Raw genomic sequence first — 24,445 nt, 5'->3', positions numbered from 1 at the left:
TTCCATACTTGGCAGCAATTAGCCACCCCCAATGGGGTGAACGGTGGTCTGTAACCCCGGGTTTGCGCTATACTCGCCGCCCTTTTTTGACTCACCTGCCAGGCGATTTCCCATGACCCACCAGGCCGCCGAAGTCGCGAAACGCCGCACTTTCGCCATTATTTCCCACCCCGATGCCGGTAAAACCACCATCACCGAAAAGCTGTTGCTGATGGGCAAGGCGATCGCGGTGGCCGGCACGGTGAAATCCCGTAAATCCGACCGCCATGCCACCTCCGACTGGATGGAAATGGAAAAGCAGCGTGGTATTTCCATTACCACGTCGGTCATGCAGTTCCCGTATCGCGATCACATGATCAACCTGCTCGACACCCCGGGCCACGAAGACTTCTCCGAAGACACCTACCGCACCTTGACCGCGGTTGACTCGGCGCTGATGGTCCTCGACGGCGGTAAAGGCGTTGAGCCACGTACCATCGCGCTGATGGACGTCTGCCGCCTGCGGGACACGCCGATTGTCAGCTTTATCAACAAACTCGACCGTGACATCCGCGACCCGATCGAACTGCTGGACGAAATCGAAGCCGTCCTGAAGATCAAGGCCGCGCCAATCACCTGGCCGATTGGTTGCTACCGCGACTTCAAGGGCGTGTACCACCTGGCCGACGACTACATCATTGTGTACACCGCCGGCCATGGCCACGAACGGACCGATGTGAAAATCATCGAGAAGCTCGACTCCGACGAAGCCCGCGCCCACCTGGGTGACGAGTACGACCGGTTTGTCGACCAACTGGAACTGGTGCAGGGCGCCTGCCACGAGTTCAACCAGCAGGAATTCCTCGACGGCCAGCTGACGCCGGTGTTCTTCGGTACCGCCCTGGGCAACTTCGGTGTCGATCACGTGCTCGACGCCGTGGTCAATTGGGCTCCCAAGCCGCTGGCCCGTGTTGCCAACGAGCGTACCGTTGAACCGGTGGAAGAGAAGTTTGCCGGCTTCGTGTTCAAGATCCAGGCGAACATGGATCCCAAGCACCGCGACCGTATCGCCTTTATGCGCATCTGCTCCGGCAAATACGAAAAAGGCATGAAGATGCGCCACGTGCGCACCGGCAAGGACGTGCGCATCGGCGACGCCCTGACCTTCTTCTCCTCCGAGCGTGAGCAACTGGAAGAAGCGTTTGCCGGCGACATCATCGGCTTGCACAACCACGGCACCATCCAGATCGGCGACACCTTCACCGAAGGCGAAGCGCTGGGCTTCACCGGTATCCCGCACTTCGCCCCGGAACTGTTCCGCCGCGTACGCCTGCGTGACCCGCTGAAATCCAAGCAACTGCGCCAGGGTTTGCAGCAGTTGGCGGAAGAGGGCGCCACTCAGGTGTTCTTCCCGGAGCGCAGCAACGACATCATCCTCGGCGCCGTCGGTGTGCTGCAGTTCGATGTGGTGGCCAGCCGTCTGAAAGAGGAATACAAGGTGGAATGCTCCTACGAGCCGATCACCGTGTACTCCGCGCGCTGGATCGATTGCAGCGATAAGAAGAAGCTGGAAGAGTTCAAGATCAAGGCCGTGGAAAACCTCGCGATCGACGGCGGTGGTCACCTGACCTACCTGGCCCCGACCCGGGTCAACCTGGCGCTGATGGAAGAGCGCTGGCCGGATGTGAAATTCCGCGCGACCCGTGAGCATCACTAAGGGTTAGGGATATAAGAGAGGGCGAAGCTGTGATGGCTTCGCCTTTTTCTTTGGCTGCTATCCGGGTTGTTTCATTGGCGAAAACTTCAGTTCGGGACTAGCTTGAAGCAAGGCGACGGCGGACAGCTGTCGTACGCAATTCAACTCCTGACTGGGCGGAATTCGACCATGAGTATCTTTCAACGTGTGGTGCTGTTGCTCAAAGTGCTGGTGATGTTGTCATTGGGTATGTCTTCCGCGTGGGCCACGACGGCGGTGCAGAGCCATGGCACGGGTTTTGTGGCGGTGAAGACGGTGCAGGCGGGTGGCTTGCAGTTGGCCAAGAGTGAATCCGAGCCCGGTGACGAAAACCAGGGCGGCTCCAAGGACGATGACGATGCCGAGAACCCGGACAATGACGGCGAAGACAGCGACACCTACAACGATGGGGACAGCGATACGTAAGTAACGCGGGCAAAAGAAAGCCCCTCTTGCCGGACAGATGCGCTATCCGACAAGAAGGGCTGTAGAACACTGGAATGCTCTGGACTCACCCTCCAGAGCATTTTTTTTGCACGTCAGACCACAAATTGCTCCGCGTAGTGGCAAGCCACCTGGCGGTTGTCCAGTGGTCGCAGCACCGGTTCATCGGTGCTGCACAGCTGGGTCGCGTACGGGCAGCGCTTGTGGAAGGCGCAGCCAGACGGCGGGTTCAACGGGTTGGGCAGCTCGCCGACGATCTTGATCTTCGGCTTGTTCGGGTCCGGATGAATGGTCGGGGTCGCCGACAGCAGCGCCTGGGTGTACGGGTGCAGCGGGCGTGCGTAGATGTCTTCCTTCGGGCCCACTTCCACCGGGCGGCCGAGGTACATCACCATCACGTCATCGGCGACGTGTTGCACCACCGCGAGGTTGTGGGAGATGAACACGTAGGCGGTGTTGAACTCCTGCTGCAGGTCCATGAACAGGTTCAGTACCTGGGCCTGGATCGACACGTCCAACGCCGAGGTCGGTTCATCCGCCACCAGCACTTTCGGTTGCAGCATCATTGCCCGGGCCAGTGCGATCCGCTGGCGCTGGCCACCGGAGAACATGTGTGGGTAGCGCTGATAGTGCTCAGGGCGCAGGCCTACTTGCTTCATCATCGCCTGGACCTTTTCGCGGCGTTCGGCGGCGGACAGGTTGGTGTTGATCAGCAGCGGCTCGCCCAGTTGGTCACCGACTTTCTGACGTGGGTTCAGCGAGGCGTACGGGCTCTGGAACACCATCTGCACGTCTTTGCGCAATTGCTTGCGCTGGGCCTTGTCGGCGCCGGCCACTTCCTGGCCGGCGATTTTCAGCGAGCCGGAAGATGGCTCTTCAATCAAGGTCAGGGCGCGGGCCAGGGTGGATTTGCCGCAACCGGATTCGCCCACGACCGCGAGGGTCTTGCCGGCTTCCAGCTCGAACGACACACCGTTGAGCGCACGCACCAGGGCGTGGCCCTTGAACAGGCCACGGGACACTTCGTAGTGACGGGTCAGGTCGCGGGCGGTAAGTACGACGGCCATTACGCCACCTCCTGATTCAGCGGGTAGAAGCAGCGGGCAAGGCTGTTGCTTTTCGGGTCAAGGCCCGGGCGTTGGGCGCGGCAGGACTCCTGCACATACGGGCAGCGTGGCGACAGCAGGCAACCCTGCGGGCGGTCATAACGGCCGGGCACGATACCCGGCAGCGTGGCCAGGCGCGTGGCGCCCAGGCTGTGCTCGGGAATCGCCTTGAGCAGCGCTTCGCTGTACGGGTGCGCCGGGATGTCGAACAACTGCGGCACCTGGCCGACTTCCACGGCTTGGCCGGCGTACATCACGCACACGCGCTGGGCGGTTTCGGCCACCACCGCGAGGTCGTGAGTGATCAGCACCAGGCCCATGTTCTGCTCTTTCTGCAAGGCCAGCAGCAGGTCCATGATCTGGGCCTGGATGGTCACGTCGAGTGCAGTGGTCGGTTCATCGGCGATCAGCAGTTTCGGCTCGCCGGCGATGGCCATGGCGATAGCCACACGCTGGCTCATACCACCGGACAACTGGTGCGGGTAGGCATCCATACGGCTGGCAGCGCCCGGGATTTCCACCTTTTCCAGCAGTTCGATGGCACGCTTGCGTGCTTGCTTGCCGGACATTTTCAAGTGCAGACGCAGCACTTCTTCGATCTGGAAACCCACGGTGTAGCTGGGGTTCAGGGCGGTCATCGGGTCCTGGAAGACCATCGCCAGGTCTTTGCCGACGATCTGCCGACGCTGACGGTTGCTCAGCTTGAGCATGTCCTTGCCGTCGAAGTTCAGGGCGTCGGCAGTGACGATGCCGGGGTGCTCGATCAGGCCCATCAGCGCCATCATGGTCACGGATTTACCCGAACCGGACTCGCCAACGATCGCCAGTACTTCGCCTTTGTCGACGGAGATGTCGAGGCCATCGACCACCGGCACGGCGGTCTTGTCGCCGAAGCGGACATTGAGATTCTTGATTTCTAGCAGTGACATGGGAATCTCCTCAGGCGGCATTCTTGAGTTTCGGGTCCAGCGCATCGCGCAGCCCGTCGCCCATCAGGTTGATTGCCAGCACGCTGAGCAAAATGGTCAAGCCAGGCAGGCTCACGACCCACCAGGCGCGTTCGATGTAGTCGCGGGCCGAGGCCAGCATGGTGCCCCACTCAGGGGTTGGCGGTTGTACGCCAAGGCCCAGGAAGCCCAGGGCGGCAGCATCGAGAATCGCCGAGGAGAAACTCAGGGTGGCCTGAACGATCAGCGGTGCCATACAGTTCGGCAGCACGGTGACGAACATCAGGCGCGGCAGGCCGGCGCCAGCAAGGCGGGCGGCGGTCACGTAGTCACGGTTCAGTTCGCCCATCACCGCAGCGCGGGTCAGGCGGACATAGGACGGCAGCGACACGATCGCGATGGCGATCACGGTGTTGATCAGGCCAGGGCCGAGGATCGCCACAATGGCTACAGCCAGCAGCAGCGACGGCAGGGCCAGCATGATGTCCATCAGACGCATGATGGTCGGGCCAAGCAGGCGCGGGAAGAACCCGGCGAACAGACCCAGCAGGATCCCCGGGATCAGCGACATGACTACCGACGACAAGCCGATCAGCAACGACAGGCGCGAACCCTGGATCAGCCGCGACAGCAGATCACGGCCCAGTTCGTCGGTGCCCAGCAGGAACTGGATCTGCCCACCTTCCAGCCAGGCCGGAGGGGTCAGCAGGAAGTCACGGTATTGCTCGCTCGGGTTATGCGGGGCCACCCAAGGGGCGAAGATCGCGCAAAACACCACCAGCAACATGAACAGCAGGCCGGCAACGGCGCCCTTGTTCTTGGAAAAGGCTTGCCAGAATTCTTTGTACGGGGACGGGTACAGCAGGCTTTGATCGACTGCTACCGCGGGAGTAGGTGTGGTCATGGTCATGATCTCAGCGCTGGTGACGGATGCGTGGGTTGGCGAAGCCGTAGAGGATATCCACCACGAAGTTCACCAGAATCACCAGGCAGGCGATTAACAGGATGCCGTTTTGCACCACGGGATAGTCCCGTGCGCCAATGGCTTCGATCAGCCATTTGCCGATGCCGGGCCACGAGAAGATGGTTTCGGTCAGGACGGCGCCGGCCAGCAACGTGCCGACTTGCAGGCCGACCACGGTAAGTACCGGGATCAAGGCGTTACGCAGGCCGTGGACGAACACCACGCGCGCCGGCGACAGGCCTTTGGCCTTGGCGGTGCGGATGTAGTCTTCGCGCAATACTTCAAGCATCGACGAACGGGTCATCCGGGCGATAACGGCCAGCGGGATGGTACCGAGCACGATGGCTGGCAGGATCAGGTGGTGCAGGGCATCCCAGAATGCGTCCGGCTCGTCAGCCAGCAGGGTGTCGATCAGCATGAAGCCGGTGCGCGGCTCGATGTCGTAGAGCAGGTCGATCCGTCCCGACACTGGCGTCCAGCCCAGGCTCACGGAGAAGAACATGATCAGGATCAGGCCCCACCAGAAGATCGGCATCGAATATCCCGCCAGGGAGATGCCCATCACCCCATGGTCGAACAGGGATCCTCGCTTCAAGGCCGCGATCACCCCGGCTAACAGCCCCAGGATGCCGGCGAACAACAGGGCGGCCATGGACAGTTCCAGGGTCGCGGGGAAAAGTGCGGTGAATTCAGTCCACACGCTGGTACGGGTACGCAGGGATTCGCCGAGGTCGCCGTGGGCGAGCTTGCCGACATAATCCAGGTATTGCGCGTAAAGCGGTTTGTTCAGACCAAGGCGTTCCATTGCCTGAGCGTGCATCTCGGGGTCGACTCGTCGTTCGCCCATCATGACTTCGACGGGGTCGCCAGGGATCATGCGAATCAACGCGAACGTCAGCAAGGTGATGCCGAAAAACGTGGGGATCAATAACCCCAATCGGCGGGCAATAAAACTAAACATCTTGTTGTGTACCTCAATCAGCCGGTTAGGCAGGTTCGGCACCGTCAATGTCGACGGTGCCGAGCGTCTCTTATCTACTTCACCTGGGTGGTGGCGAAGTTATTTGTAGTCAGAGGGCTTTGGGTAAAACCTTCGACGTTTTTACGCATGGCGGTGAACATTTTCGGGTAAGCCATGGGAATCCATGGTTGGTCCTTTTCGAAAACGTCCAGTGCTTGTTCATAGAGTGCAGCGCGTTGGGTGGGTTCAGCGATGGCGCGCGCCTTGTCGATCAAGTCTTGAAACTCTTTGTTACACCAGCGGGCGTAGTTTTCGCCGTTTTTCGCTGCATCGCAACTCAAGTTCGGGGTGAGGAAGTTATCCGGGTCCCCGTTATCCCCCGCCCAGCCGGCGGAGACCATGTCATGTTCGCCATTCTTGGCGCGTTTGAGCATTTCGCCCCATTCCATGACCTTGATGTTCACTTTCAGGCCGATTTGCGCCAGGTCCGCCTGCATGCGCTGGGCGCCGAGCATCGGGTTGGGGTTGGTCGGGCCGCCGCCGTTACGGGTGAACAGCGTGAACTCGGTGCCTTCCGGTACGCCGGCTTCCTTGAGCAGGGCGCGGGCCTTGTCCAAGTCACGCGGCGGGTTTTTCAGCTTGTCGCTGAAGCCCAGCAGGGTTGGCGGGTATGGGCCGGTGGCATCGATGGAGTTGCCTTTGCCGTACAGGGATTCGTTGTAGCCTTTTTTGTCGAACGCGATGTTGATCGCGTGACGCACCCGCGCGTCGCTCATGTACTTGTGGGTGGTGTTCAGGGCGGTGTAGCTGGTGGTCATGGCCGCCAGTTCCGCGACTTTCAGGTTTGGATCAGCCTTGGCATTCGGCACGTCATCGGGCTTGGGATACAGCGCGATCTGGCATTCGTTGGCCTTGAGCTTTTGCAGGCGCACGTTGCTGTCGGTGGTGATGGCCAGGATCAACGGGTCAGCCGGCGGCTTGCCACGGAAGTAGTCCGGGTTGGCCTTGAAGCGCACTTGGGCGTCTTTGGCGTAGCGCGAGAAGATGAACGGGCCGGTGCCGATGGGCTTGGCGTTCAGGTCATCGGTCTTGCCGGACTTGAGCAACTGGTCGGCGTATTCGGCGGAATGAATCGAGGAAAACGCCATGGCCAGGTCGGCCAGGAACGGTGCTTCAGGGCGGGTCAGGGTGAAGACCACCGTGTGGTCGTCGGTCTTCTCTACGCTCTTGAGCAGTTCCTTGAAGCCCATGCTTTCAAAGTACGGGTAGCCCACGTTGGACTTGTTGTGCCACGGGTGATTCGGGTCCAGCTGGCGCTGGAAGCTCCAGAGCACGTCGTCGGCGTTCATGTTGCGCGTGGGTTTGAAGTAGTCGGTGGTGTGGAACTTGATGTCGTCACGCAGGTGAAAGGTGTAGGTCAGGCCATCGGCACTGATTTCCGGCAGGTCCTTGGCCAGCGCCGGGATCACTTCGGTGGTGCCGGGCTTGAAGTCCACCAGACGGTTGAACATGGTTTCGGCCGCGGCGTCGGCGGTGACAGCCGTGGTGTACAGGACCGGATCGAAGCCTTCCGGGCTGGCTTCGGTGCAGACGACCAACGGTTTGGCCGAGATGCCGACAGCGACGCTCAACAGCGCAGCGGCAATGGCAGCTTGTAACGGGAGCATTTTCATCTAAGAGCCCTCTGCAATCGATTGGACCAGACAAGCGTAGGCGGCGGGCCCGTCCTGAGCTCGCCGCCTACCTGGCGCTGATTAAAGAATGTTGAACGGGATGGTGGTCACCAGGCGGAACTCACGCAGGTTGCCGTCAGCCTGGTTGGCGCTGGCACGGTGAGTCACGTAGGTACCACGAATGGTGGTGGCCTTGAGTGCGCCGCTCTGGATCGCGTAAGCCGCGCCTACACCGTATTCCTGGTGCTTCTCGCCGTCCTGGGCCTGAATGCCGTTGTAGGCAAAGCCAGCCCGGCCGCCGTCGCCGGTGTAGTGAGTACCGTCGATACCCCAGCCGCGAGCCGAGTAGATGTTGAACTTCAGGCCCGGCACGCCGTATTCGGCCATGTTGATGCCGTAGGCGATCTGGAAGGACTTCTCGTTCGGACCGTTAAAGTCGGACGTCAGGGAGTTGGCCAGGTAGATGCCGTTGGTTTCGTGCAGGTAGTCGAAGTACTCGTCGCCGTTCACGGCCTGGTACGAGAAGGTCAGGCTGTGAGCCTGGTGGGTCAGGCCGAACGACAGCGAGTAGGTGTCGTTGTCGATCTTGCCCATCAACTTTTTGCCTTCGTCGACGGTTTTGTAGTAGTTCAGGCCGGTGGTCAGGGACAGGGTCTGGCTGTCACCCAGCTCGTGGGTAGCACCGAAGTAGTACTGGTTCCAGAAGTCTTCCACGTTGGCGGCGAACAGGCTGGTCTTCAGGCTCTTGAACGGCTGGTAGTTGACGCCCAGGGTGTTGACCTTGTCGGTTTCCTGGCGACCGTTGCCGTATTCGGTACGGAATTTCGACAGGCTCTGCTCGGTCCGTGGCGAAACGCGGTCAAACACGCCGCCCTGGAACGACAGGTTGCTGAACTCTTCGCTGTTGAAGCTCACACCTTCAAAGCTCGAAGGCAGTGCACGGTTGCCGATGGTGTCGACGATGCCGCTGCTGAAGTTCTGGCGACCGGCGGTCAAGGTGGTGTTCGAGACACGGAACTTGACGTTGGCCAGACCCAGTTTGCTCCACTGGTCTACAGCGTCGCCGTCGGAATCAGCCAGGGTACGGTTGGAGCCGCCCTTGATGTCGCGCTTGCTGCGGTCCAGGACCAGAGCGTTGTAGACCGCCACTTCAGTGCTCACGCCAACGGTGCCTTGGGTGAAACCCGAGGTAGCGTTGAGGATGGTGCCTTGCACCCAGTTGGTACGGTAGTTGTCAGTACGGGCTTCGCCGTGCTTCTGGTAAGTGAACTTGCTGCCACGGAAGCGTTGTTCGTTGGAGAACCAGTTACGGGTTGTACCGCCCAGGCTTGCTCCATCGATAAAGCCTTTGGCCTCGCTTTGGGCGCTGGTGCCGGCCAATGTGGTTGGAACGAAGTCCTGGCTTGCAGGTTCAGCGTAGGCGGTAGCCGTGATGCTGCTGATGGCCAGGGCCAGTAGCGCGGTGCTGCTCAGTTTCATGGGTGAAGCTCCTTTGGTTCTCTTTTTAATGCCGGTCTTTTTAGGTGAACCGGCTATTGGGTGTGTAACTCGTTCAAGCCTTTGCAAACGTTTGCCCAAGGGTAAAACCCGAAATAAGGCTGCACGTTTGCAGCAAGGCGAGTGCTCGCCCTGCGCAATCCGGTTATCTTTTTATGGGTTGATGCTGACGCCCGAGAACACGTTGCGGCCGAAGGGGCTGACTTTGAACCCTTCGACTTTGGCGCTTAACGGCTGGTTGACCGTCGAGTGGGCGACTGGCGTGATCGGCACCTGCTGCTTGAGCAGTTGCTGCGCCTGTTTGTACAGAACAGTCCTTTGTTCGCGGTCGGTCACGACCTTGGCTTGCTTGATCAGCTTGTCATACGCCGGGTCACACCACATGGAGTAGTTGTTCCCGCCGATGGCGTCGCAGCTGTAGAGGGTGCCCAGCCAGTTGTCCGGGTCACCGTTGTCGCCGGTCCAGCCGATCAGGCTGATATCGTGCTCGCCATTCTTGGTGCGCTTGATGTACTCGCCCCATTCATAGCTGACGATCTTGACCTTGAGGCCAATCTTCGCCCAATCGCTTTGCAGCATTTCGGCCATCAGCTTGGCGTTGGGGTTGTACGGCCGTTGCACCGGCATCGCCCACAGGGTGATCTCGGTGCCTTCCTTCACGCCGGCAGCCTTGAGCAGTTCCTTGGCTTTTTCCGGGTTGTAGGCGGCGTCCTTGATGGTGTCGTCGTAAGACCACTGGGTCGGTGGCATGGCGTTGACCGCCAGTTGCCCCGCGCCCTGGTACACGGCGTTGAGAATGCTCTGCTTGTTTACCGCCATGTCCAGGGCCTGGCGCACTTCGAGCTGGTCGAAGGGTTTGTGCCGCACGTTATAGGCGATGTAGCCGAGGTTGAAGCCTGGCTTGGTCAGCAGTTGCAGCTTCGGGTCGGCCTTCAGGGCTTCGACGTCGGCCGGGCGCGGGTGCAGGGTGATCTGGCATTCACCGGCCTTGAGCTTTTGCACCCGCACCGACGCGTCGGTGTTGATCGCAAAAATCAGCTGGTCGAGCTTCACGCGGCTCGGGTCCCAGTACTGTTTGTTGCCGGTATAGCGAATCTGCGAGTCTTTCTGGTAACGCTGGAATACGAACGGCCCGGTGCCGATCGGCTTCTGGTTGATGTCGCTGGGCTTGCCGACCTTGAGCAAGTGGTCGGCGTATTCAGCCGACAGGATCGAGGCGAAGCTCATGGCGATGTTCTGGATAAACGCGGCGTCGACCGTGTTCAGGGTCATCACCACGGTGTGCGGGTCGGTTTTCTCGACCTTGGCGATGTTCTTGTTCAGGCTCATCCCGTTGAAGTACGGGAACTCGGTGGGGTAGGCCTTGCGGAACGGGTGTTCGGGGTCAAGCATGCGATTGAAGGTGAACAGCACATCGTCGGCGTTGAAATCACGCGTCGGCTTGAAGTCCTTGTTGCTGTGGAATTTCACCCCTTCGCGCAGGTGGAAGGTGTAGGTCAGGCCGTCTTCGGAAATATCCCAACGGGTTGCCAGGCCCGGTACGACATTGGTCGCGCCTTTTTCGAACTCGGCCAAGCGGTTGTAGATAGGCTCGGCGGCGTCGTTATCGGTGGCCGTCGTGTATTGCGCGGTGTCGAAGCCAGCCGGGCTGCCTTCGGAGCAAAACACCAGGCTCTTTTTCTCGGCAGCCTGGCCCATCGAGGCCACAGCCAACAGGCTGGTGCCGAATATCGCGGATAGAACGGTGGTATGGCGCATGACAATCCCGATCCTTGTTTGTTGTTTTCGTCAGTGAGCAATCGCAAGGCCATTCAGGGCCTTGCGACAACACTGATCCCACAACGGCAGTTGCCCCACAGAGACGATGCTTCTGCCGTGCCACGACGTTATGGGTCGGGAGCCGGGCAGTAAATGCAACGAATCTGACAGACCTTGTAGGTAACGGAGCCGCGATTCGCAGTTAGCTGCCGTAGGACGGCGGCGTGTGCGGAGGTGGTCTGTTTCCTACAGCCTTGGCGGATGCAATAACGGCGACGTTATGAAACGTCGCCGCCAGCGATCCTTACTTGCCGCTTACGCTCACGCCGTAGAAGGAGTTCAAGCCAAATGGGCTGATCTTGAAGTCCTGCACGTTGTTGCGCATGGGTTGATACACCGTCGAGTGCGCGATAGGTGTCATCGGGACTGCATCTTTGAGGATATGTTGCGCCTGCTTGTACAGCTCGGTGCGTTTGGCTACGTCGGAAGTTGCCTTGGCTTCTTTCACGATGCCGTCGAATTTCTTGTCGCACCACTTGGAGAAGTTGTTACCGGCCAGGGAATCGCAGCCGAACAGCACGTTCAGCCAGTTGTCCGGGTCACCATTGTCGCCGCTCCAGCCAATGATCATGGCCTGGTTCTCGCCGCCTTTGGAACGCTTGATGTACTCGCCCCACTCGTAGCTGACGATGTTCACTTTCAGGCCGATCTGTTTCCAGTCGTTCTGCAGCATCTCAGCCATCAGCTTGGCGTTCGGGTTGTACGGACGCTGGACCGGCATCGCCCACAGGGTGATCTCGGTGCCTTCCTTGACGCCGGCTTCCTTGAGCAAAGCCTTGGCTTTGGTCACATCAAACGGCGCATCCTTGATGGTGGTGTCGTAGGACCATTGGGTAGGCGGCATGGCGTTGACAGCCAGTTGGCCTGCACCCTGGTAAACCGAGTCGATGATCTGCTGCTTGTTCACCGACATGTCCAGGGCCTCACGCACGCGCAGGTCGGACAGCGGGTTAGGCGCGGTCTGGCCCTTGAGGACCGGCATTACGTTGTAGGCGATGTAGCCCAGGTTGAAACCGGCCTGGTGCGGCAGTTTCAGGTCCTTGTCTTCACCCAGCGCCTTGAGGTCGGCTGGACGTGGGAACAGGGTCACCTGGCATTCGTTTTTCTTCAGCTTCTGGATACGCACCGACGGGTCGGTGGTGATGGCGAAGATCAGGTTGTCGATCTTCACGTCTTCAGGCTTCCAGTAATCCTTGTTGCCGGTGTAACGGATGTTGGAGTCTTTCTGGTAGCTCTTGAACACGAACGGACCAGTGCCGATTGGCTTCTGGTTGATGTCCTGTGCCTTGCCTTCCTTCAACAGTTGGGCGGCGTATTCAGCCGACTGGATGGAGGCGAAGCTCATTGCCAGGTTCTGGATGAAGGCGGCGTCCACGGTGCCAAGGGTGAACTTGACGGTGTGGTCATCGACTTTCTCGATGTTCTTGATGTTGGTGTCCATACCCATGTCCGTGAAGTACGGGAACTCGGTTGGGTAGGCTTTACGGAACGGATCGTCTTTATTGATCATCCGGTTGAAGGTGAACAGTACGTCGTCAGCCGTGAATTCACGAGTTGGCTTGAAGTACGGGGTGGTGTGGAACTTGACGCCTTCACGCAGGTGGAAGGTGTACGTCAGGCCATCCGGGGAAACGTCCCAGGTCGTGGCCAGCCCAGGAACAACAGCGGTGCCGCCGCGCTCGAACTGGGTCAGACGGTTGAACATGGTTTCGGCCGAAGCATCGAAGTCTGTTCCGGTGGTGTACTGGCCTGGGTCAAAACCGGCCGGGCTCCCTTCGGAGCAGAACACCAGGTTGCTCGCCGCTTGGGCGAAAGGTGCAGCAGCCATTAAACCGGCGCTGACTAATAACGGAATGACTGCGTGTTTAAGCATGTTGGCCTCATGATTTGTTGTCATTTTTGGTAGTGAGGGCGACCTCGTGAGTCGACCTGCGGATACTTATGCAGGGCCCATACCCAATGCAAGATGTTGAGAGCCTACAACGGCTAAACAGTGGTACGAACGTACACGAATGTCGCATATGTGTAAGTTCAGACACATTTACGCACTTTTGAGGGGTTTTTTCGGTGCGAGGGCTGCACCAGTAATGCCCAACCGAGGCGTCTGGCGCACTCGGTTGGGGCGTCGCTGTTACTTATTCAGACTGACGCCGTAGAACGGTGTGAGTCCAAATGGACTGATCTTGAAGTCCTGTACTTCCTTTCGAAGGGGCTGGAAAACCGTCGAGTTTGCGATAGGCGTTATAGGTACTTGTTCCTTAAGGATTTTTTGTGCCTGTTGATACCACTTGATGCGCTGTTCACGGTCGCTGCTGACCTTGGCCTGCTGCACGAGTTTGTCGTAGGCCGGGTTACACCACTTCGCATAGTTGCTGCCCTTCACCGCGGCACAACTGTAGAGCACGCCGAGCCAGTTATCCGGGTCACCGTTGTCGCCGGTCCAGCCGTAGATCATCACGTCATGCTCGCCGGCTTTGGCGCGTTTGATGTATTCGCCCCACTCATAGCTGACGATATTGGCCTTGATGCCGATCTTTTCCCAATCCTGCTGGATCATCTGCGCCGACATCCGGGCGTTGGGATTCGATGCACGTTGAACCGTCATCGCCCACAGGTTGAGGGTGGTACCTGGTGCAACCCCTGCTTCTTTTAGTAGCGCCCGCGCCTTGGCCGGATCGTAGGGCGCGTCCTTGATCGTCGGGTCATAAGACCACTGGGCCGGAGGCAGGGCGTTCTGCGCCAATTGTCCGGCACTCTGGTACACCGCCTTGATGATTGCGGGCTTGTCGATGGCCATGTCCAGGGCCTGGCGCACCTTGAGTTGATCCAGGGGCGGATGGGTCACGTTGTAGGCGAGAAAGCCCAGGTTGAAGCCGGCTTGCTGAAGGACCCGCAGGTTGGGGTCTTGCTTCATCACTTCGATGTCGGAAGGGCGCGGGTAACCGCTGACCTGGCACTCGCCCGCCTTGAGCTTTTGCAGGCGCACGGCGGCGTCCGGAGTGATCGAGAACACCAGATTGTCGAGCTTCACATCGTCGGGCTTCCAATACTGTTTATTGGCGCTGTAGCGAATCTGCGAATCCTTCTGGTAACGCTTGAACACAAATGGCCCGGTGCCCACCGGCTTCTGGTTGATGTCGGCGGCCTTGCCTTCCTTGAGCAACTGCGCGGCATATTCGGCGGACTGCACCGAGGCGAAGCTCATGGCCAGGTTCTGCACGAAGGAGGCATCAACGTTATTCAGGTTGAAGCGCACCGTGTGTTCGTCGAGTTTTTCGACGTTCTTGATGGTGGTGTTCAAGCCCATGTCGGTGAAGTAGGGCGATTCCGACGGATAGGCTTTACGGAACGGACTCTCGGGATCCAGCAGGCGCTGGAAGGTGAAGAGCACATCGTCGGCGTTGAAGTCACGGGTCGGGGTGAAGTAGTCGGTGGTGTGGAACTTGACGCCATCCCGCAGGTGGAAGGTGTAGGTCAGGCCGTCTTTGGACACATCCCAGCTGGTTGCAAGGCCAGGTTCGACTTCAGTGCCGCCGCGCTTGAACTGGGTCAGCCGGTTGAACACGGTTTCGGCGGAGGCATCGAAATCGGTGCCGCTGGTGTACTGGCTGGGGTCGAAGCCGGCGGGGCTGGCTTCGGAGCAGTAGACCAGGGTGCTGGCCGCCTGGGCCAGAGGCATGAACGCCAGCAGGCCGGCAGCGAGGAGCAGCGGTTTTAAGGTGATTCTTTCCATGGAGACCCCAGAGATAGCACAAAACGGCGGTTACCGAGGTTACCGCCGTTTAGTGCTGCCAGGTAGGGGCTCATCACCTGACGGGCAAAGGGAACACCATCAGATGTTCGTTGGCGTGGAGATTTCTATTTTGGTCGGCGCCGACTTGTCGATAGTGTAATCGTCCACATCAACCTCATTACTTTCACGTATCGTGAATGTCCGGGTACTTTTTATATCCAGGTCCCGATTGATAACCATGCCATCTTCCGTTGCATATTTAAGTATCCAGTTCGTTTCCGCGATGACGGTATGTTCATTGCTTGCCGGGTTGTAATTGATAGTAAAGTTCTTCGGGCCTGCGGCGACGCTGTAATCATCCTTCAACAACGGTTGCGACAGTTCAAGCAATGCCGGTAACGATGAACCTTGGTGGGCCACCTCGGAAATTCGAGCGCGTAGCGCCGGGTCAGGCACCTGCGCCTCAAATGTGGCAAACCGGTGCCTGAGGGTGTCGTGTTCATCGTTATCTTTTGCTCTGAAATTCAACTCCGTACGTGATTCCACACCGGCTTCGGTTTTCACAATCGTATAGTTTTCGCGATTCAGATCAGGCGCAAAGCTGGAGGAATATTGGGTGTTTGAATAGGGGGATTCCCTTGCCCTTTCATTGGCGGTAACGGCGAACTCATTGTCGTCGACTGTCCAGGAAACGCTGAGCTTCCTTTTCATCGTGGAGCCATCTTCATAAACACTGTCGGTCGGCAAGAGATTCTTGTCGAGCGCCAGGTTCAGGTAGCTATCAAACTTTTCGGCGCCACTGATTTTAATCCCCTTTTCGTCCACAAACAGCTGGGAAACCTTCGGTTCAAGTGCTGTGGGGGTGCTGGGGGAATTCGACGTCGACCGGGACCAGGGCCAGCCTCCTTTTAGCGTATCGCGCACCCATCCGCCGTCACCGTTGGACTGCACCGTCATCACCGGTTTGCGGGTAGCAGGGTCAATAATCTGCACATAGTTGTCGCTGAGTTTGAAATCCCCTCTGATCTCGTAAACCTTGCTCATACCACTGCTGTCGGTGTGGCGGATCAGCCACTGGTCAACACCGTCGCTGTCCTTGACCTGATAGACGCCCTTGGCGTTGGGCGTGCGGTTTGCAATCAGGCGCTCGCCATCCGCGACCGCATGGCCACTGATATTGCCCGCCTGCGAAGGTTGTAACCGGTCAGCCAAACCACGGCCTGCACGGCTTTGATCAAGCGTATTGAGTGTGTTGCCCTGGCCGGGCAGCGTAGTCACGTTTTCACGTGGCGCTGCAAACGGGTCTTCGACCTTCCCGCTCGCACCGGCGGAAAACAAGGTGTTGAGCGCACCATCGAAGGTTTTCCAGGCGCCATCGCTGCGTTCAGCCTGGGTGTCGCCCGATGCGGTTTTTTCCGCGCCTAACGCGAACTCCGTGACGCCCAGGACCCCGACGGTGGTGGCAGCGGCGAGTCCGCCAGGCGCCATGGGTGCGAATATCTTGAGGGCAGTGGAGACGTCATTGAGCCAGGTATCTCGGGTCACTTCGCTGTTGGATTTGATCGAGGTGTCCGCATCACTGGTCATCCGCGCCTTGGCCTGGACGCGCATCTGACTGAAGACGTCGCCTTCGATGCGCACGGGTTTGCGATCAATCGTCTTGCCCTCCATCTTCGACCAATCACCGTTGGCCAAATGCACCAATGAGGCGTCGACCCCTGATTTGCCCAGCGGGCCGCCGTCCTGGCGGTCAAGCTTGGAGAAGTGGCCAGCGAGGGCCTCGCGCTTTTTCGGATCCTTGGCCTGCTCGACCACCCACTCATCCATTTTGTCCAGGGAGGCGAACCTCAGGAATGCTGGTGTGGCACCGGGAATGTAGAGAATCTGCAGGCCGTCACGCCGATTGTTCTGGTAGTTGTACTGGCCGTCATCAAGGACGGCGAACCGGATGATGTCGCTGGAACCCCAGCCGTTGATATCGAAAGGGTACGCTCGCAACTGATCTTTGGCCGGCGCTTCAGCCTTCAGTTGGTCGACGGTCAGCGGCGCGTTTTCGGCCTGGGGAAGGTTGGACGCCGCCTTCATGACCAGGCGATAGTCATCCCGGGTGAACTGATGCTCGGCCGGCATCAGCTTCTTTTCGGCGGGGGGCTTGGCTTCATAGGCGCTCAGTTGCTGGCGTGCCTGTTGGACGAATTGTCCCTTGAGGGTGGTGCGATAGGCATCCCCATGGGTGTTCCAGAAGTCATTTATTTTGCTGGTCATGCGCCCCTGGAAGTCGGTTTTCCAGCTTTCGTGCATCAGCGTCGACGGGGCAAGGGGGAACTGGTTGTGGGCACCATAGCCGCCCTTGGTACTTTCCCCGGGCCCCGTCGTATAGATACCTGCTTCAGCGTCAATTTGGCCGGGGATCCAGTCATGTTCGGAAAAGTTATCCAGCAGTGCATCCGGCAGACGTTTGGAATAGAACGGTTCTTCATTGATGTGCATCGCGCCGGTCGCGGTACCGGGCGACGCGCTCTGGCCATGGCGAAAGCGGTTGAGATACAGGCTGTCGGGGTCGACGTTGGTTTGTCCGGTCGCTTTTTCGATCAGCTCCTTAGTCCACTGTTTGGCCTCGTTGTGCACACTGGGAAAGGCGTTAGCCACACCGTTTGCCAAGTTTGAATAGGCCAGCTTCTGCGGTGCAACGCTATTAAATGCTTCGGTATTGCCCTTCTGGGTTTGCAGCACCTGGGCCGAGCGCAGGTTGGCGGGCCGCAGGCGATCATCGGTGGCAATGGCGCCGAAAGAGTGGTTGCGCTCCAGTTGCCTTAGCTGTTTTCTAGCCTCCGCAAGGTTGGCGGGGAGCGGTATACCGTAGAAGTTTGCGACCACTTTCGCGCTGACATTCACCGTATTCTCGTCTGAGCGTATGCGTAACGCCTGACCGGCGCCGGGCGCGATAACCTGGGCGGACGCCAGAAGGGGCCCTGAGACCTGTGTCCAGCCTGAACCGTCGGTCAGTGAAAATACCTTCTTCACGCCGTTGACGTTGGCGGACATGGCACCGGTGGAGGGCACGACCGACAGGGTGGACGGGGCGATGTTCTGCTCGCGCATCCAGCCCTGGATAACCGGGTGTTCCAGTTGCGAGCGATGCAGCTCAAGCCACTGGCCCAACACCGTCTGGGAGGGGACCTTGACCAGGCCGGGTGTGTGACCTTCAACCTTACGTTGTACCGCCCCGATGTAGGCCTGAACCAGGGCTGGGTCCCCGGGAGCTGCGGCTTCACCTTGCGGTTGCGCTGGGGTAGAGGTGAGCGTGTTGTGAACGCTGGGGTGTGGATTGGGGGGCGCCGTCATTGAAGCGGCTGGCTGCAGAAATCGGGTATTTATGCTCTGTAGGGACGGGGACAAACGATGGGACATGGTTGCGATACTCGATAGTGGTTTGGACACATACCCGCAGAGCAATCCCTGTCAACGTGGGGGGTATATATGGGTGTCGAAAACCGGAATATCGATTCCGTGGTGAATTGAGACGTGAGTTGCAGGATATGTTCTCACCTGAACGCAAAACGCTGCCCGTAGGCAGCGTCATTGCAACTCCGGTACCGCTCAATCAGGGCATCTGGACTTCGATCACGCCATCCGCGGTCATGTTGACCTGGCTGGTACCCGCTTCAACTTCCGGCGTCGGCGCCGAATCCATCGCTGCGGCTTTCATCATCATCCCGCCGCGGGCGTAGGGCTGCGGATAACCGTTGGTGTTGAAGTTCAGGTTGACGATCTTGTAGCCCTTGCCGCCCAGCGCATCGGTGGCCAGTTGTGCACGGGCCTTGAACGCGGTTACCGCCTCTTTAAGCAGGGCATCTTCGCTGGCTTTGCGGGTCGGGTTGGCAATGGCGAAATCCATGCTGTCCATTTTCAGGTTGGTCAGCATGTCGCCGGTGAGCTTGGACAGGGCGGCGAAATCGGCACTTTCCATGCGCAGTTCAGCGCGTTCACGCCAGCCGGTGATTTTCTGGTTCTTGTTGTCGTAGATCGGGTAGCTGTTGCGGCTGCCCTGGCGCAAGGTTACGCCTTTGACTTCGCGGGCCTGGGCCAGCGCCTTGTTCATGGTGGTGGTGATTTCGGCGGCCAGCTTGGCCGGGTCGGTGTTCTGCGACTCGGTGTACAGGGTGACGATCATCTGGTCGCGCGCCACTTCCTGGCTGACTTCGGCACGCAGGGAAATCTGGTTGTAATGCAGTTCGTCAGCGGCCATGGCCGGCAGGCTGGCGAGGGTAGCGGCGCCGAGGGTGAGGGTGGCTGCACTGCGAATGAAACGAGACATGTAAGCTCCTTGAGATGTTCGTGTTCGGTAAGACTGTAGACGCAAGGTTTCAGTTCTTCGGGTTTACACATTCGCTACAAGTTGGCGGATGCCGACGAACGGTCATGATCCTGACCCCTGCGTCAAAGAGCCACACACGCCGTGCCAGCGCTGTCGCTTCGTTTATACTCCGTGCGATCCGCCTGCAGCGCTCATCGGGAGAGCTCATGCTCGCCGCCGTAAAACTGACTTCCGCCACCCGCCAGAACCTTTGGCGCCTGACGTTCATCCGCACCCTGGTGCTGGCCGCACAGGCCGGTTCGGTGGGGCTCGCCTATTGGTTCAAGCTGCTGCCGCTGCCTTGGTTGCAGTTGGCCGTGACCCTGGGCTTCTCCACGGTGCTGTGTGTATTTACCGTCATCCGGCTGCGCACCACGTGGCCTGTGACCGAGCTGGAATACGCCCTGCAATTGGCCTGCGACCTGTTTATCCACAGTGTGTTGCTGTACTTCTCCGGCGGTTCCACCAACCCCTTTGTTTCTTATTACCTGGTGCCACTGACCATCGCGGCGGTGACCTTGCCGTGGCGTTATTCGGTGGTGCTGTCGGGCATCGCCCTGACCCTCTACACCCTGCTGCTGGCGCAGTTCTACCCGTTGCAGACCTTCCCTATCGCCCGGGAAAACCTGCAGATCTACGGCATGTGGCTGAGCTTTGCCCTGTCGGCGGCGGTCATCACCTTTTTTGCCGCACGAATGGCGGAAGAGCTGCGCCGCCAGGAAGAGTTGCGCGCCATTCGCCGTGAAGAAGGCCTGCGGGACCAGCAGTTGCTGGCCGTCGCCACCCAGGCCGCCGGCGCGGCTCACGAACTGGGCACGCCGCTGGCGACCATGAGCGTACTGCTCAAGGAAATGACCCAGGACCACCACGACCCGGCCCTGCAAGACGACCTGAGTGTGCTGCAGGAACAGGTCAAGCAGTGCAAGCTGACGTTGCAACAACTGGTGCGCGCCGCCGAAGCCAATCGCCGCCTGGCAGTGGAGATGCAGGACGTCACCCAGTGGCTCGACGAAGCCCTGAACCGCTGGCACCTGATGCGTCCCGAAGCCAGCTACCGTTTCCACCTGCTGGGCCAGGGCACGGTGCCGCGCATGGCGCCGCCGCCGGACCTGACCCAGGCGCTGCTGAACCTGCTGAACAACGCCGCCGATGCCTGCCCGGAAGGGTTGGAAGTGACCCTGGACTGGGACGTGGAAGACTTCACCATCAGCATTCGCGACCACGGTGCCGGCGTGCCGCTGGCGATTGCCGAGCAGATCGGCAAACCCTTCTTTACCACCAAGGGCAAAGGCTTCGGCCTGGGCCTGTTTTTGAGCAAGGCCAGCGTGACTCGCGCGGGCGGCTCAGTGAAACTCTATAGTCATGAGGAAGGCGGCACGCTCACCGAGCTGCGCCTGCCCCGTGTCGCACGAGGAGACATCGATGAGTGACGAGATCCAAGTCGAAGGCGAAGAACTGCCGCACCTGCTGCTGGTAGATGACGACGCCACCTTTACCCGCGTGATGGCCCGCGCCATGAGCCGTCGTGGCTTTCGCGTGAGCACCGCCGGTTCCGCCGAAGAAGGCCTGGCCATCGCCACGGCCGACCTGCCGGAATACGCGGCCCTGGACCTGAAAATGGACGGCGACTCCGGCCTGGTGCTGCTGCCCAAGCTGCTGGAGCTGGACCCGGAAATGCGCGTGGTGATCCTCACCGGCTATTCCAGCATTGCCACCGCCGTCGAGGCGATCAAGCGGGGTGCCTGCAACTACCTGTGCAAGCCGGCAGACGCCGACGACGTGCTGGCCGCCTTGCTCTCCGAGCACGCCGACCTCGACACCCTGGTGCCGGAAAACCCGATGTCGGTGGACCGCCTGCAGTGGGAACACATCCAGCGGGTGTTGACCGAGCACGAAGGCAATATCTCCGCCACGGCCCGCGCCCTGGGCATGCACCGTCGAACGTTGCAGCGCAAGTTGCAGAAACGCCCGGTTCGACGTTGAACGGCGACTGAACAATCTGCGTCAGGCCGCACGGAGCCCTGAACCGATCGTCTATGATCGGTTCAAACGCCTGTTATTTTTTTCCTACCGAGCCTGAACAATGAATCAGAACGCTGAGTATTCCGCGGTCAATGACGCGGTGCGTGGGCAATTTTTAAGGAAAGTGTGGGCGCTGATCACCCCTTACTGGCGCAGTGAGGAGAAGGGCAAGGCCTGGCTGTTGCTGCTGGTGGTGCTGGGGCTGTCACTGTTCAGTGTGGCGGTGTCGGTGTGGTTCAACAGCTGGAACCGCGACTTCTACAACGCCCTGGAAAAGAAGGACTACGACGCCTTCACCCACTTGCTGATGTATTTCAGCGTGATCGCCGTGGTGGCGATCGTCACCGGGGTGTTCACCTCCTATTTGCAGCAAATGCTCACCATCCGCTGGCGGCGCTGGCTGACCGAAACCTATTTTGCCAAGTGGCTGAGCCAGAAGAACTACTACCACCTGGAATACGGCGGCTACACCGATAACCCCGACCAACGTATCTCCGAAGACCTCAACGCCTTCACCAGCAGCACCCTGAGCCTGGGCCTGGGTTTCATCAGTAACCTGGTGAGCCTGGTGTCGTTCTCGGTGATTCTGTGGGGCGTGTCCGGCAGCATCGAAGTGTGGGGCATCACGATTCCCGGCTACATGTTCTGGGCGGCGCTGGTCTATGCGGTGCTGGGCAGTTGGTTGACCCATTTGATTGGTCGAAAACTGATCGGCTTGAGCAACCGTCAACAACGCTTCGAGGCTGACTTGCGTTTCAGCCTGGTGCGGGTACGCGAGAACGCGGAAAGCATCGCGCTGTTCAATGGCGAGCCCAATGAACACCAGCAACTGAGTGCGCGTTTCGGGCGGGTGTGGAGCAACTTCTGGAGCATCATGCAGCTCAAGAAGCGCCTGAATTTCTTCACCAGCGGTTACTCGCAGATCGCGATCATCTTCCCGTTTGTGGTGGCAGCGCCGCGTTACTTTTCCGGCAAGATCGAATTGGGCGTACTGATGCAAGTCGCCCAGGCGTTTGGCAGTGTGCAGGGCAGCCTCAGTTGGTTTGTCGACGCGTACACCGTGTTGGCCAGCTGGCGTGCGACCTGTGATCGTCTGCTGAGCTTCGGCGAGGCGATGGAAGAAAACGAAGGCCGCAACATGGGCATCGAGTTGCAGCGCCAGGGCGGCGGTTTGCAGGTGAACAACCTCAGCCTGGATCTGGCGGATGGTCGTCATCTGCTCGAAGGCGCCAACCTGACGGTTGCCGAAGGTGAGCGCCTGATGCTCAGCGGTCGTTCCGGCAGCGGCAAATCAACCTTGCTGAGGGCCATGGGCAATTTGTGGCCAAACGGCCATGGCAACATTCGTTTGCCGGCCGAGCGTTATTTGTTCCTGCCGCAGAAGCCGTATCTGCCGATCGGTACGCTGCGTGGTGTGTTGAGTTATCCACAGGAGGAGGGCGCGTATCCGGCGGAACGTTATGCACAGGTCCTGGAAACCTGCCGCCTGGCGCACCTGATCCCACGCCTGGACGAAGCCAATCACTGGCAGCGCATGCTGTCACCGGGTGAGCAGCAGCGCCTGGCGTTTGCCCGGGCGTTGTTGTTTGAACCGCAATGGCTGTACATGGACGAGGCCACGTCGGCGATGGATGAGGAAGATGAAGCAGCGCTGTATCAGACGTTGATCGATGAGTTGCCGGGCTTGAGCATCGTCAGCGTCGGGCATCGCAGCAGCCTCAAGCGTTTCCATGGGCGGCATGTGCGGATACAGGACGGGCAGCTACAAGAACAACCCGTGTCCTGAGGCAGGGCGCGGTCAATGTGGGAGCGGGCTTGCTCGCGAATGCAGTGTGTCAGTCACCCGATGTATTAACTGACCCACCGCCTTCGCGAGCAAGCCCGCTCCCACATTGGATCAGTGTTGTCTGGTCGACCTGCGTCCAACAAAAAAGCCCGGCTGATCATCGATCAGCCGGGCTTTTTCATGTCGCTTGAAAAGGTATTACTTCTTCAAGCCGTAATGCTCATCCAGCATCCCCGGGGCGTTTGGCGTTTTTGGCGCGTAGTCCCGTGGTGGTTCCTGGTTTTCCCGGGGTGGGGTCAGGCGTTCCCGTGGCGCTTGCGGTGCATCGGAATGCAGCGCGGCCAGCAGACGCTGGCGGGTGATGTCGTCCAGGGCCAGGCGGTTGGCACCCTCGGCGAGATGATCCTGTACTTCCTGATAGCTCTGAGTGAGCTTTTTCACCAGGGTCGCGGTGCTGTTGAAGTGGGTAACAACCTCGTTCTGATAACTGTCAAAACGTTCCTGAATGTCATCCAACTGACGCTGCGTGCGGTTAGGCGCGGCATTCGGCAGCAGGCGGGCAACCAGGAATCCAATGGCGACACCGGCAACCAAGGCGAGAGTCGGCAACAACCAAACTAAGAGCGAGTGTTCCACGAGTCCTTCCTCTATAAACGGCTTTGCTTTACGTTAACGGCTCGGACCTGCGCTGTATACCGCGATTAAGCTCGCAATGATGCCATGCACAGACTTTTAGCTAGACGAGTCGACCCTTTGAGAGGTCACGGAGTTCCTTCCTTGCTGATGCGTGAAACCCCCGTTTTGATCGATGGCCCGGTAGGCCAACTGGAAGCCCTGTATCTGGATCACCCCGAGCCACGTGGCCTGGCGCTGATCTGCCACCCTAACCCGGTGCAGGGCGGTACCATGCTCAACAAAGTCGTATCGACCCTGCAACGCACCGCGCGGGATGCCGGCTTGATCACGTTACGTTTCAATTATCGCGGTGTCGGCGCCAGCGCCGGTACGCACGATATGGGCACCGGTGAAGTCGACGACGCCGAAGCCGCGGCCACCTGGCTGCGTGAAAAACATCCCGACCTGCCGATCACCCTGCTGGGTTTTTCCTTCGGCGGGTTTGTGGCGGCCACCCTCGGCGGCCGCCTGGAAGCCAAGGGCGAAAAACTCGCGCACCTGTTTATGGTGGCCGCGGCGGTGATGCGCCTGCGGGATAACGACGTGCTGCCACAAGGCTGCCCATTGACCGTGATCCAGCCGGAAACCGACGAAGTGGTCGACCCACAACTCGTCTACGACTGGTCCGCCGCCCTGAATCGCCCCCATGAGCTGCTGAAAGTGGCAGAATGCGGACACTTTTTTCATGGCAAGCTGACCGATCTCAAGGATCTTGTGCTGCCACGTCTTTCGAATTGATGACAAGCGA

At 59.4% G+C, this 24,445-nt stretch carries 18 protein-coding genes; 6 read left to right on the top strand and 12 right to left on the bottom strand.

Features of this window, described 5'->3' with window-relative positions; translation table 11 throughout:
• The first annotated feature begins 112 nt into the window (after positions 1–112).
• Both JFU58_RS07225 and JFU58_RS07220 read left to right on the top strand, forming a co-directional pair.
• Positions 113–1,696, top strand: coding sequence for a peptide chain release factor 3 (locus tag JFU58_RS07225; RefSeq protein WP_017477767.1), 1,584 nt, complete (start codon positions 113–115; stop codon positions 1,694–1,696).
• Between the two features lie 168 nt (positions 1,697–1,864).
• Complete coding sequence (locus JFU58_RS07220; RefSeq protein WP_063027094.1) at positions 1,865–2,140, top strand: hypothetical protein; 276 nt, start codon at positions 1,865–1,867, stop codon at positions 2,138–2,140.
• A gap of 113 nt (positions 2,141–2,253) precedes the next feature.
• On the opposite strand, the gene JFU58_RS07215 is transcribed toward JFU58_RS07220, so the two are convergent.
• The 11 genes from JFU58_RS07215 to JFU58_RS07165 all read right to left on the bottom strand — a co-directional run bounded on the left by JFU58_RS07215 (position 2,254) and on the right by JFU58_RS07165 (position 19,175).
• Entirely contained in the window at positions 2,254–3,225 is a 972-nt protein-coding gene (locus JFU58_RS07215; protein ID WP_003215987.1) for a peptide ABC transporter ATP-binding protein, read from the bottom strand.
• Positions 3,225–4,193, bottom strand: a complete 969-nt coding sequence (locus JFU58_RS07210) for an ABC transporter ATP-binding protein (protein ID WP_008437263.1) — start codon at positions 4,191–4,193, stop codon at positions 3,225–3,227. Before JFU58_RS07210 ends, JFU58_RS07215 begins: the two co-directional genes overlap by 1 nt.
• A 10-nt stretch (positions 4,194–4,203) precedes the next feature.
• Entirely contained in the window at positions 4,204–5,115 is a 912-nt protein-coding gene (locus tag JFU58_RS07205; RefSeq protein ID WP_010175067.1) for an ABC transporter permease subunit, read from the bottom strand.
• Positions 5,116–5,125: 10 nt separating this feature from the next.
• Positions 5,126–6,136 carry an ABC transporter permease subunit gene (locus JFU58_RS07200; protein ID WP_003215992.1) on the bottom strand — a complete coding sequence of 337 codons (1,011 nt, stop codon included), beginning with the start codon at positions 6,134–6,136 and terminating at the stop codon, positions 5,126–5,128.
• A 74-nt stretch (positions 6,137–6,210) separates the two neighbouring features.
• Complete coding sequence (locus JFU58_RS07195) at positions 6,211–7,809, bottom strand: ABC transporter substrate-binding protein (RefSeq protein WP_063027096.1); 1,599 nt, start codon at positions 7,807–7,809, stop codon at positions 6,211–6,213.
• Positions 7,810–7,890: 81 nt separating this feature from the next.
• The gene (locus JFU58_RS07190) at positions 7,891–9,288 is read right to left on the bottom strand and encodes an OprD family porin (protein WP_177026184.1); all 1,398 of its coding nucleotides are present in this window, start codon (positions 9,286–9,288) and stop codon (positions 7,891–7,893) included.
• Between the two features lie 171 nt (positions 9,289–9,459).
• The gene (locus JFU58_RS07185) at positions 9,460–11,004 is read right to left on the bottom strand and encodes an ABC transporter substrate-binding protein (RefSeq protein ID WP_374106743.1); all 1,545 of its coding nucleotides are present in this window, start codon (positions 11,002–11,004) and stop codon (positions 9,460–9,462) included.
• 364 nt (positions 11,005–11,368) lie between these two features.
• Entirely contained in the window at positions 11,369–12,997 is a 1,629-nt protein-coding gene (locus JFU58_RS07180; protein WP_003216000.1) for an ABC transporter substrate-binding protein, read from the bottom strand.
• A gap of 258 nt (positions 12,998–13,255) precedes the next feature.
• On the bottom strand, positions 13,256–14,857 hold the full coding sequence (locus JFU58_RS07175; RefSeq protein ID WP_177026183.1) for an ABC transporter substrate-binding protein: 1,602 nt from the start codon (positions 14,855–14,857) through the stop codon (positions 13,256–13,258).
• Between the two features lie 99 nt (positions 14,858–14,956).
• Complete coding sequence (locus JFU58_RS07170; protein WP_201140141.1) at positions 14,957–18,202, bottom strand: dermonecrotic toxin domain-containing protein; 3,246 nt, start codon at positions 18,200–18,202, stop codon at positions 14,957–14,959.
• A 259-nt stretch (positions 18,203–18,461) separates the two neighbouring features.
• Positions 18,462–19,175: an SIMPL domain-containing protein gene (locus JFU58_RS07165; RefSeq protein ID WP_003216012.1), complete on the bottom strand. Its 714-nt coding sequence runs from the start codon at positions 19,173–19,175 to the stop codon at positions 18,462–18,464.
• Positions 19,176–19,381: 206 nt separating this feature from the next.
• On the opposite strand from JFU58_RS07165, the gene JFU58_RS07160 reads away from it, so the two are divergent.
• The 3 genes from JFU58_RS07160 to JFU58_RS07150 all read left to right on the top strand — a co-directional run bounded on the left by JFU58_RS07160 (position 19,382) and on the right by JFU58_RS07150 (position 23,022).
• Positions 19,382–20,644, top strand: a complete 1,263-nt coding sequence (locus JFU58_RS07160; protein ID WP_063027110.1) for an ATP-binding protein — start codon at positions 19,382–19,384, stop codon at positions 20,642–20,644.
• Entirely contained in the window at positions 20,637–21,197 is a 561-nt protein-coding gene (locus JFU58_RS07155; protein WP_003216016.1) for a response regulator transcription factor, read from the top strand. Before JFU58_RS07160 ends, JFU58_RS07155 begins: the two co-directional genes overlap by 8 nt.
• 100 nt (positions 21,198–21,297) lie before the next feature.
• Positions 21,298–23,022, top strand: a complete 1,725-nt coding sequence (locus JFU58_RS07150) for an ABC transporter ATP-binding protein/permease (protein ID WP_093205129.1) — start codon at positions 21,298–21,300, stop codon at positions 23,020–23,022.
• Positions 23,023–23,220: 198 nt separating this feature from the next.
• On the opposite strand, the gene JFU58_RS07145 is transcribed toward JFU58_RS07150, so the two are convergent.
• Entirely contained in the window at positions 23,221–23,658 is a 438-nt protein-coding gene (locus tag JFU58_RS07145; RefSeq protein WP_010170781.1) for a YhcB family protein, read from the bottom strand.
• Between the two features lie 147 nt (positions 23,659–23,805).
• Between JFU58_RS07145 and JFU58_RS07140 the strand changes: the two genes are divergently transcribed.
• Positions 23,806–24,435, top strand: a complete 630-nt coding sequence (locus tag JFU58_RS07140; protein ID WP_026078004.1) for an alpha/beta hydrolase — start codon at positions 23,806–23,808, stop codon at positions 24,433–24,435.
• Positions 24,436–24,445 lie beyond the last annotated feature (10 nt).

The sequence above is a fragment of the Pseudomonas sp. TH34 genome, assembly GCF_016650865.1.
GTDB classification, from domain to species: Bacteria; Pseudomonadota; Gammaproteobacteria; order Pseudomonadales; family Pseudomonadaceae; genus Aquipseudomonas; species Aquipseudomonas yamanorum.
The sequence above is the reverse complement of the archived record's forward strand: the minus strand, read 5'-3'. Positions and strand labels throughout refer to the sequence as shown.

Excerpts from the sequence above, each read along its gene's own strand:
- JFU58_RS07225 (WP_017477767.1), top strand. The coding sequence starts at position 113 with ATGACCCACCAGGCCGCCGAAGTCGCGAAACGCCGCACTTTCGCCATT.
- JFU58_RS07220 (WP_063027094.1), top strand. The coding sequence starts at position 1,865 with ATGAGTATCTTTCAACGTGTGGTGCTGTTGCTCAAAGTGCTGGTGATG.
- JFU58_RS07215 (WP_003215987.1), bottom strand. The coding sequence starts at position 3,225 with ATGGCCGTCGTACTTACCGCCCGCGACCTGACCCGTCACTACGAAGTG.
- JFU58_RS07210 (WP_008437263.1), bottom strand. The coding sequence starts at position 4,193 with ATGTCACTGCTAGAAATCAAGAATCTCAATGTCCGCTTCGGCGACAAG.
- JFU58_RS07205 (WP_010175067.1), bottom strand. The coding sequence starts at position 5,115 with ATGACCACACCTACTCCCGCGGTAGCAGTCGATCAAAGCCTGCTGTAC.
- JFU58_RS07200 (WP_003215992.1), bottom strand. The coding sequence starts at position 6,136 with ATGTTTAGTTTTATTGCCCGCCGATTGGGGTTATTGATCCCCACGTTT.
- JFU58_RS07195 (WP_063027096.1), bottom strand. The coding sequence starts at position 7,809 with ATGAAAATGCTCCCGTTACAAGCTGCCATTGCCGCTGCGCTGTTGAGC.
- JFU58_RS07190 (WP_177026184.1), bottom strand. The coding sequence starts at position 9,288 with ATGAAACTGAGCAGCACCGCGCTACTGGCCCTGGCCATCAGCAGCATC.
- JFU58_RS07185 (WP_374106743.1), bottom strand. The coding sequence starts at position 11,004 with ATGGGCCAGGCTGCCGAGAAAAAGAGCCTGGTGTTTTGCTCCGAAGGC.
- JFU58_RS07180 (WP_003216000.1), bottom strand. The coding sequence starts at position 12,997 with ATGCTTAAACACGCAGTCATTCCGTTATTAGTCAGCGCCGGTTTAATG.
- JFU58_RS07175 (WP_177026183.1), bottom strand. The coding sequence starts at position 14,857 with ATGGAAAGAATCACCTTAAAACCGCTGCTCCTCGCTGCCGGCCTGCTG.
- JFU58_RS07170 (WP_201140141.1), bottom strand. The coding sequence starts at position 18,202 with ATGACGGCGCCCCCCAATCCACACCCCAGCGTTCACAACACGCTCACC.
- JFU58_RS07165 (WP_003216012.1), bottom strand. The coding sequence starts at position 19,175 with ATGTCTCGTTTCATTCGCAGTGCAGCCACCCTCACCCTCGGCGCCGCT.
- JFU58_RS07160 (WP_063027110.1), top strand. The coding sequence starts at position 19,382 with ATGCTCGCCGCCGTAAAACTGACTTCCGCCACCCGCCAGAACCTTTGG.
- JFU58_RS07155 (WP_003216016.1), top strand. The coding sequence starts at position 20,637 with ATGAGTGACGAGATCCAAGTCGAAGGCGAAGAACTGCCGCACCTGCTG.
- JFU58_RS07150 (WP_093205129.1), top strand. The coding sequence starts at position 21,298 with ATGAATCAGAACGCTGAGTATTCCGCGGTCAATGACGCGGTGCGTGGG.
- JFU58_RS07140 (WP_026078004.1), top strand. The coding sequence starts at position 23,806 with ATGCGTGAAACCCCCGTTTTGATCGATGGCCCGGTAGGCCAACTGGAA.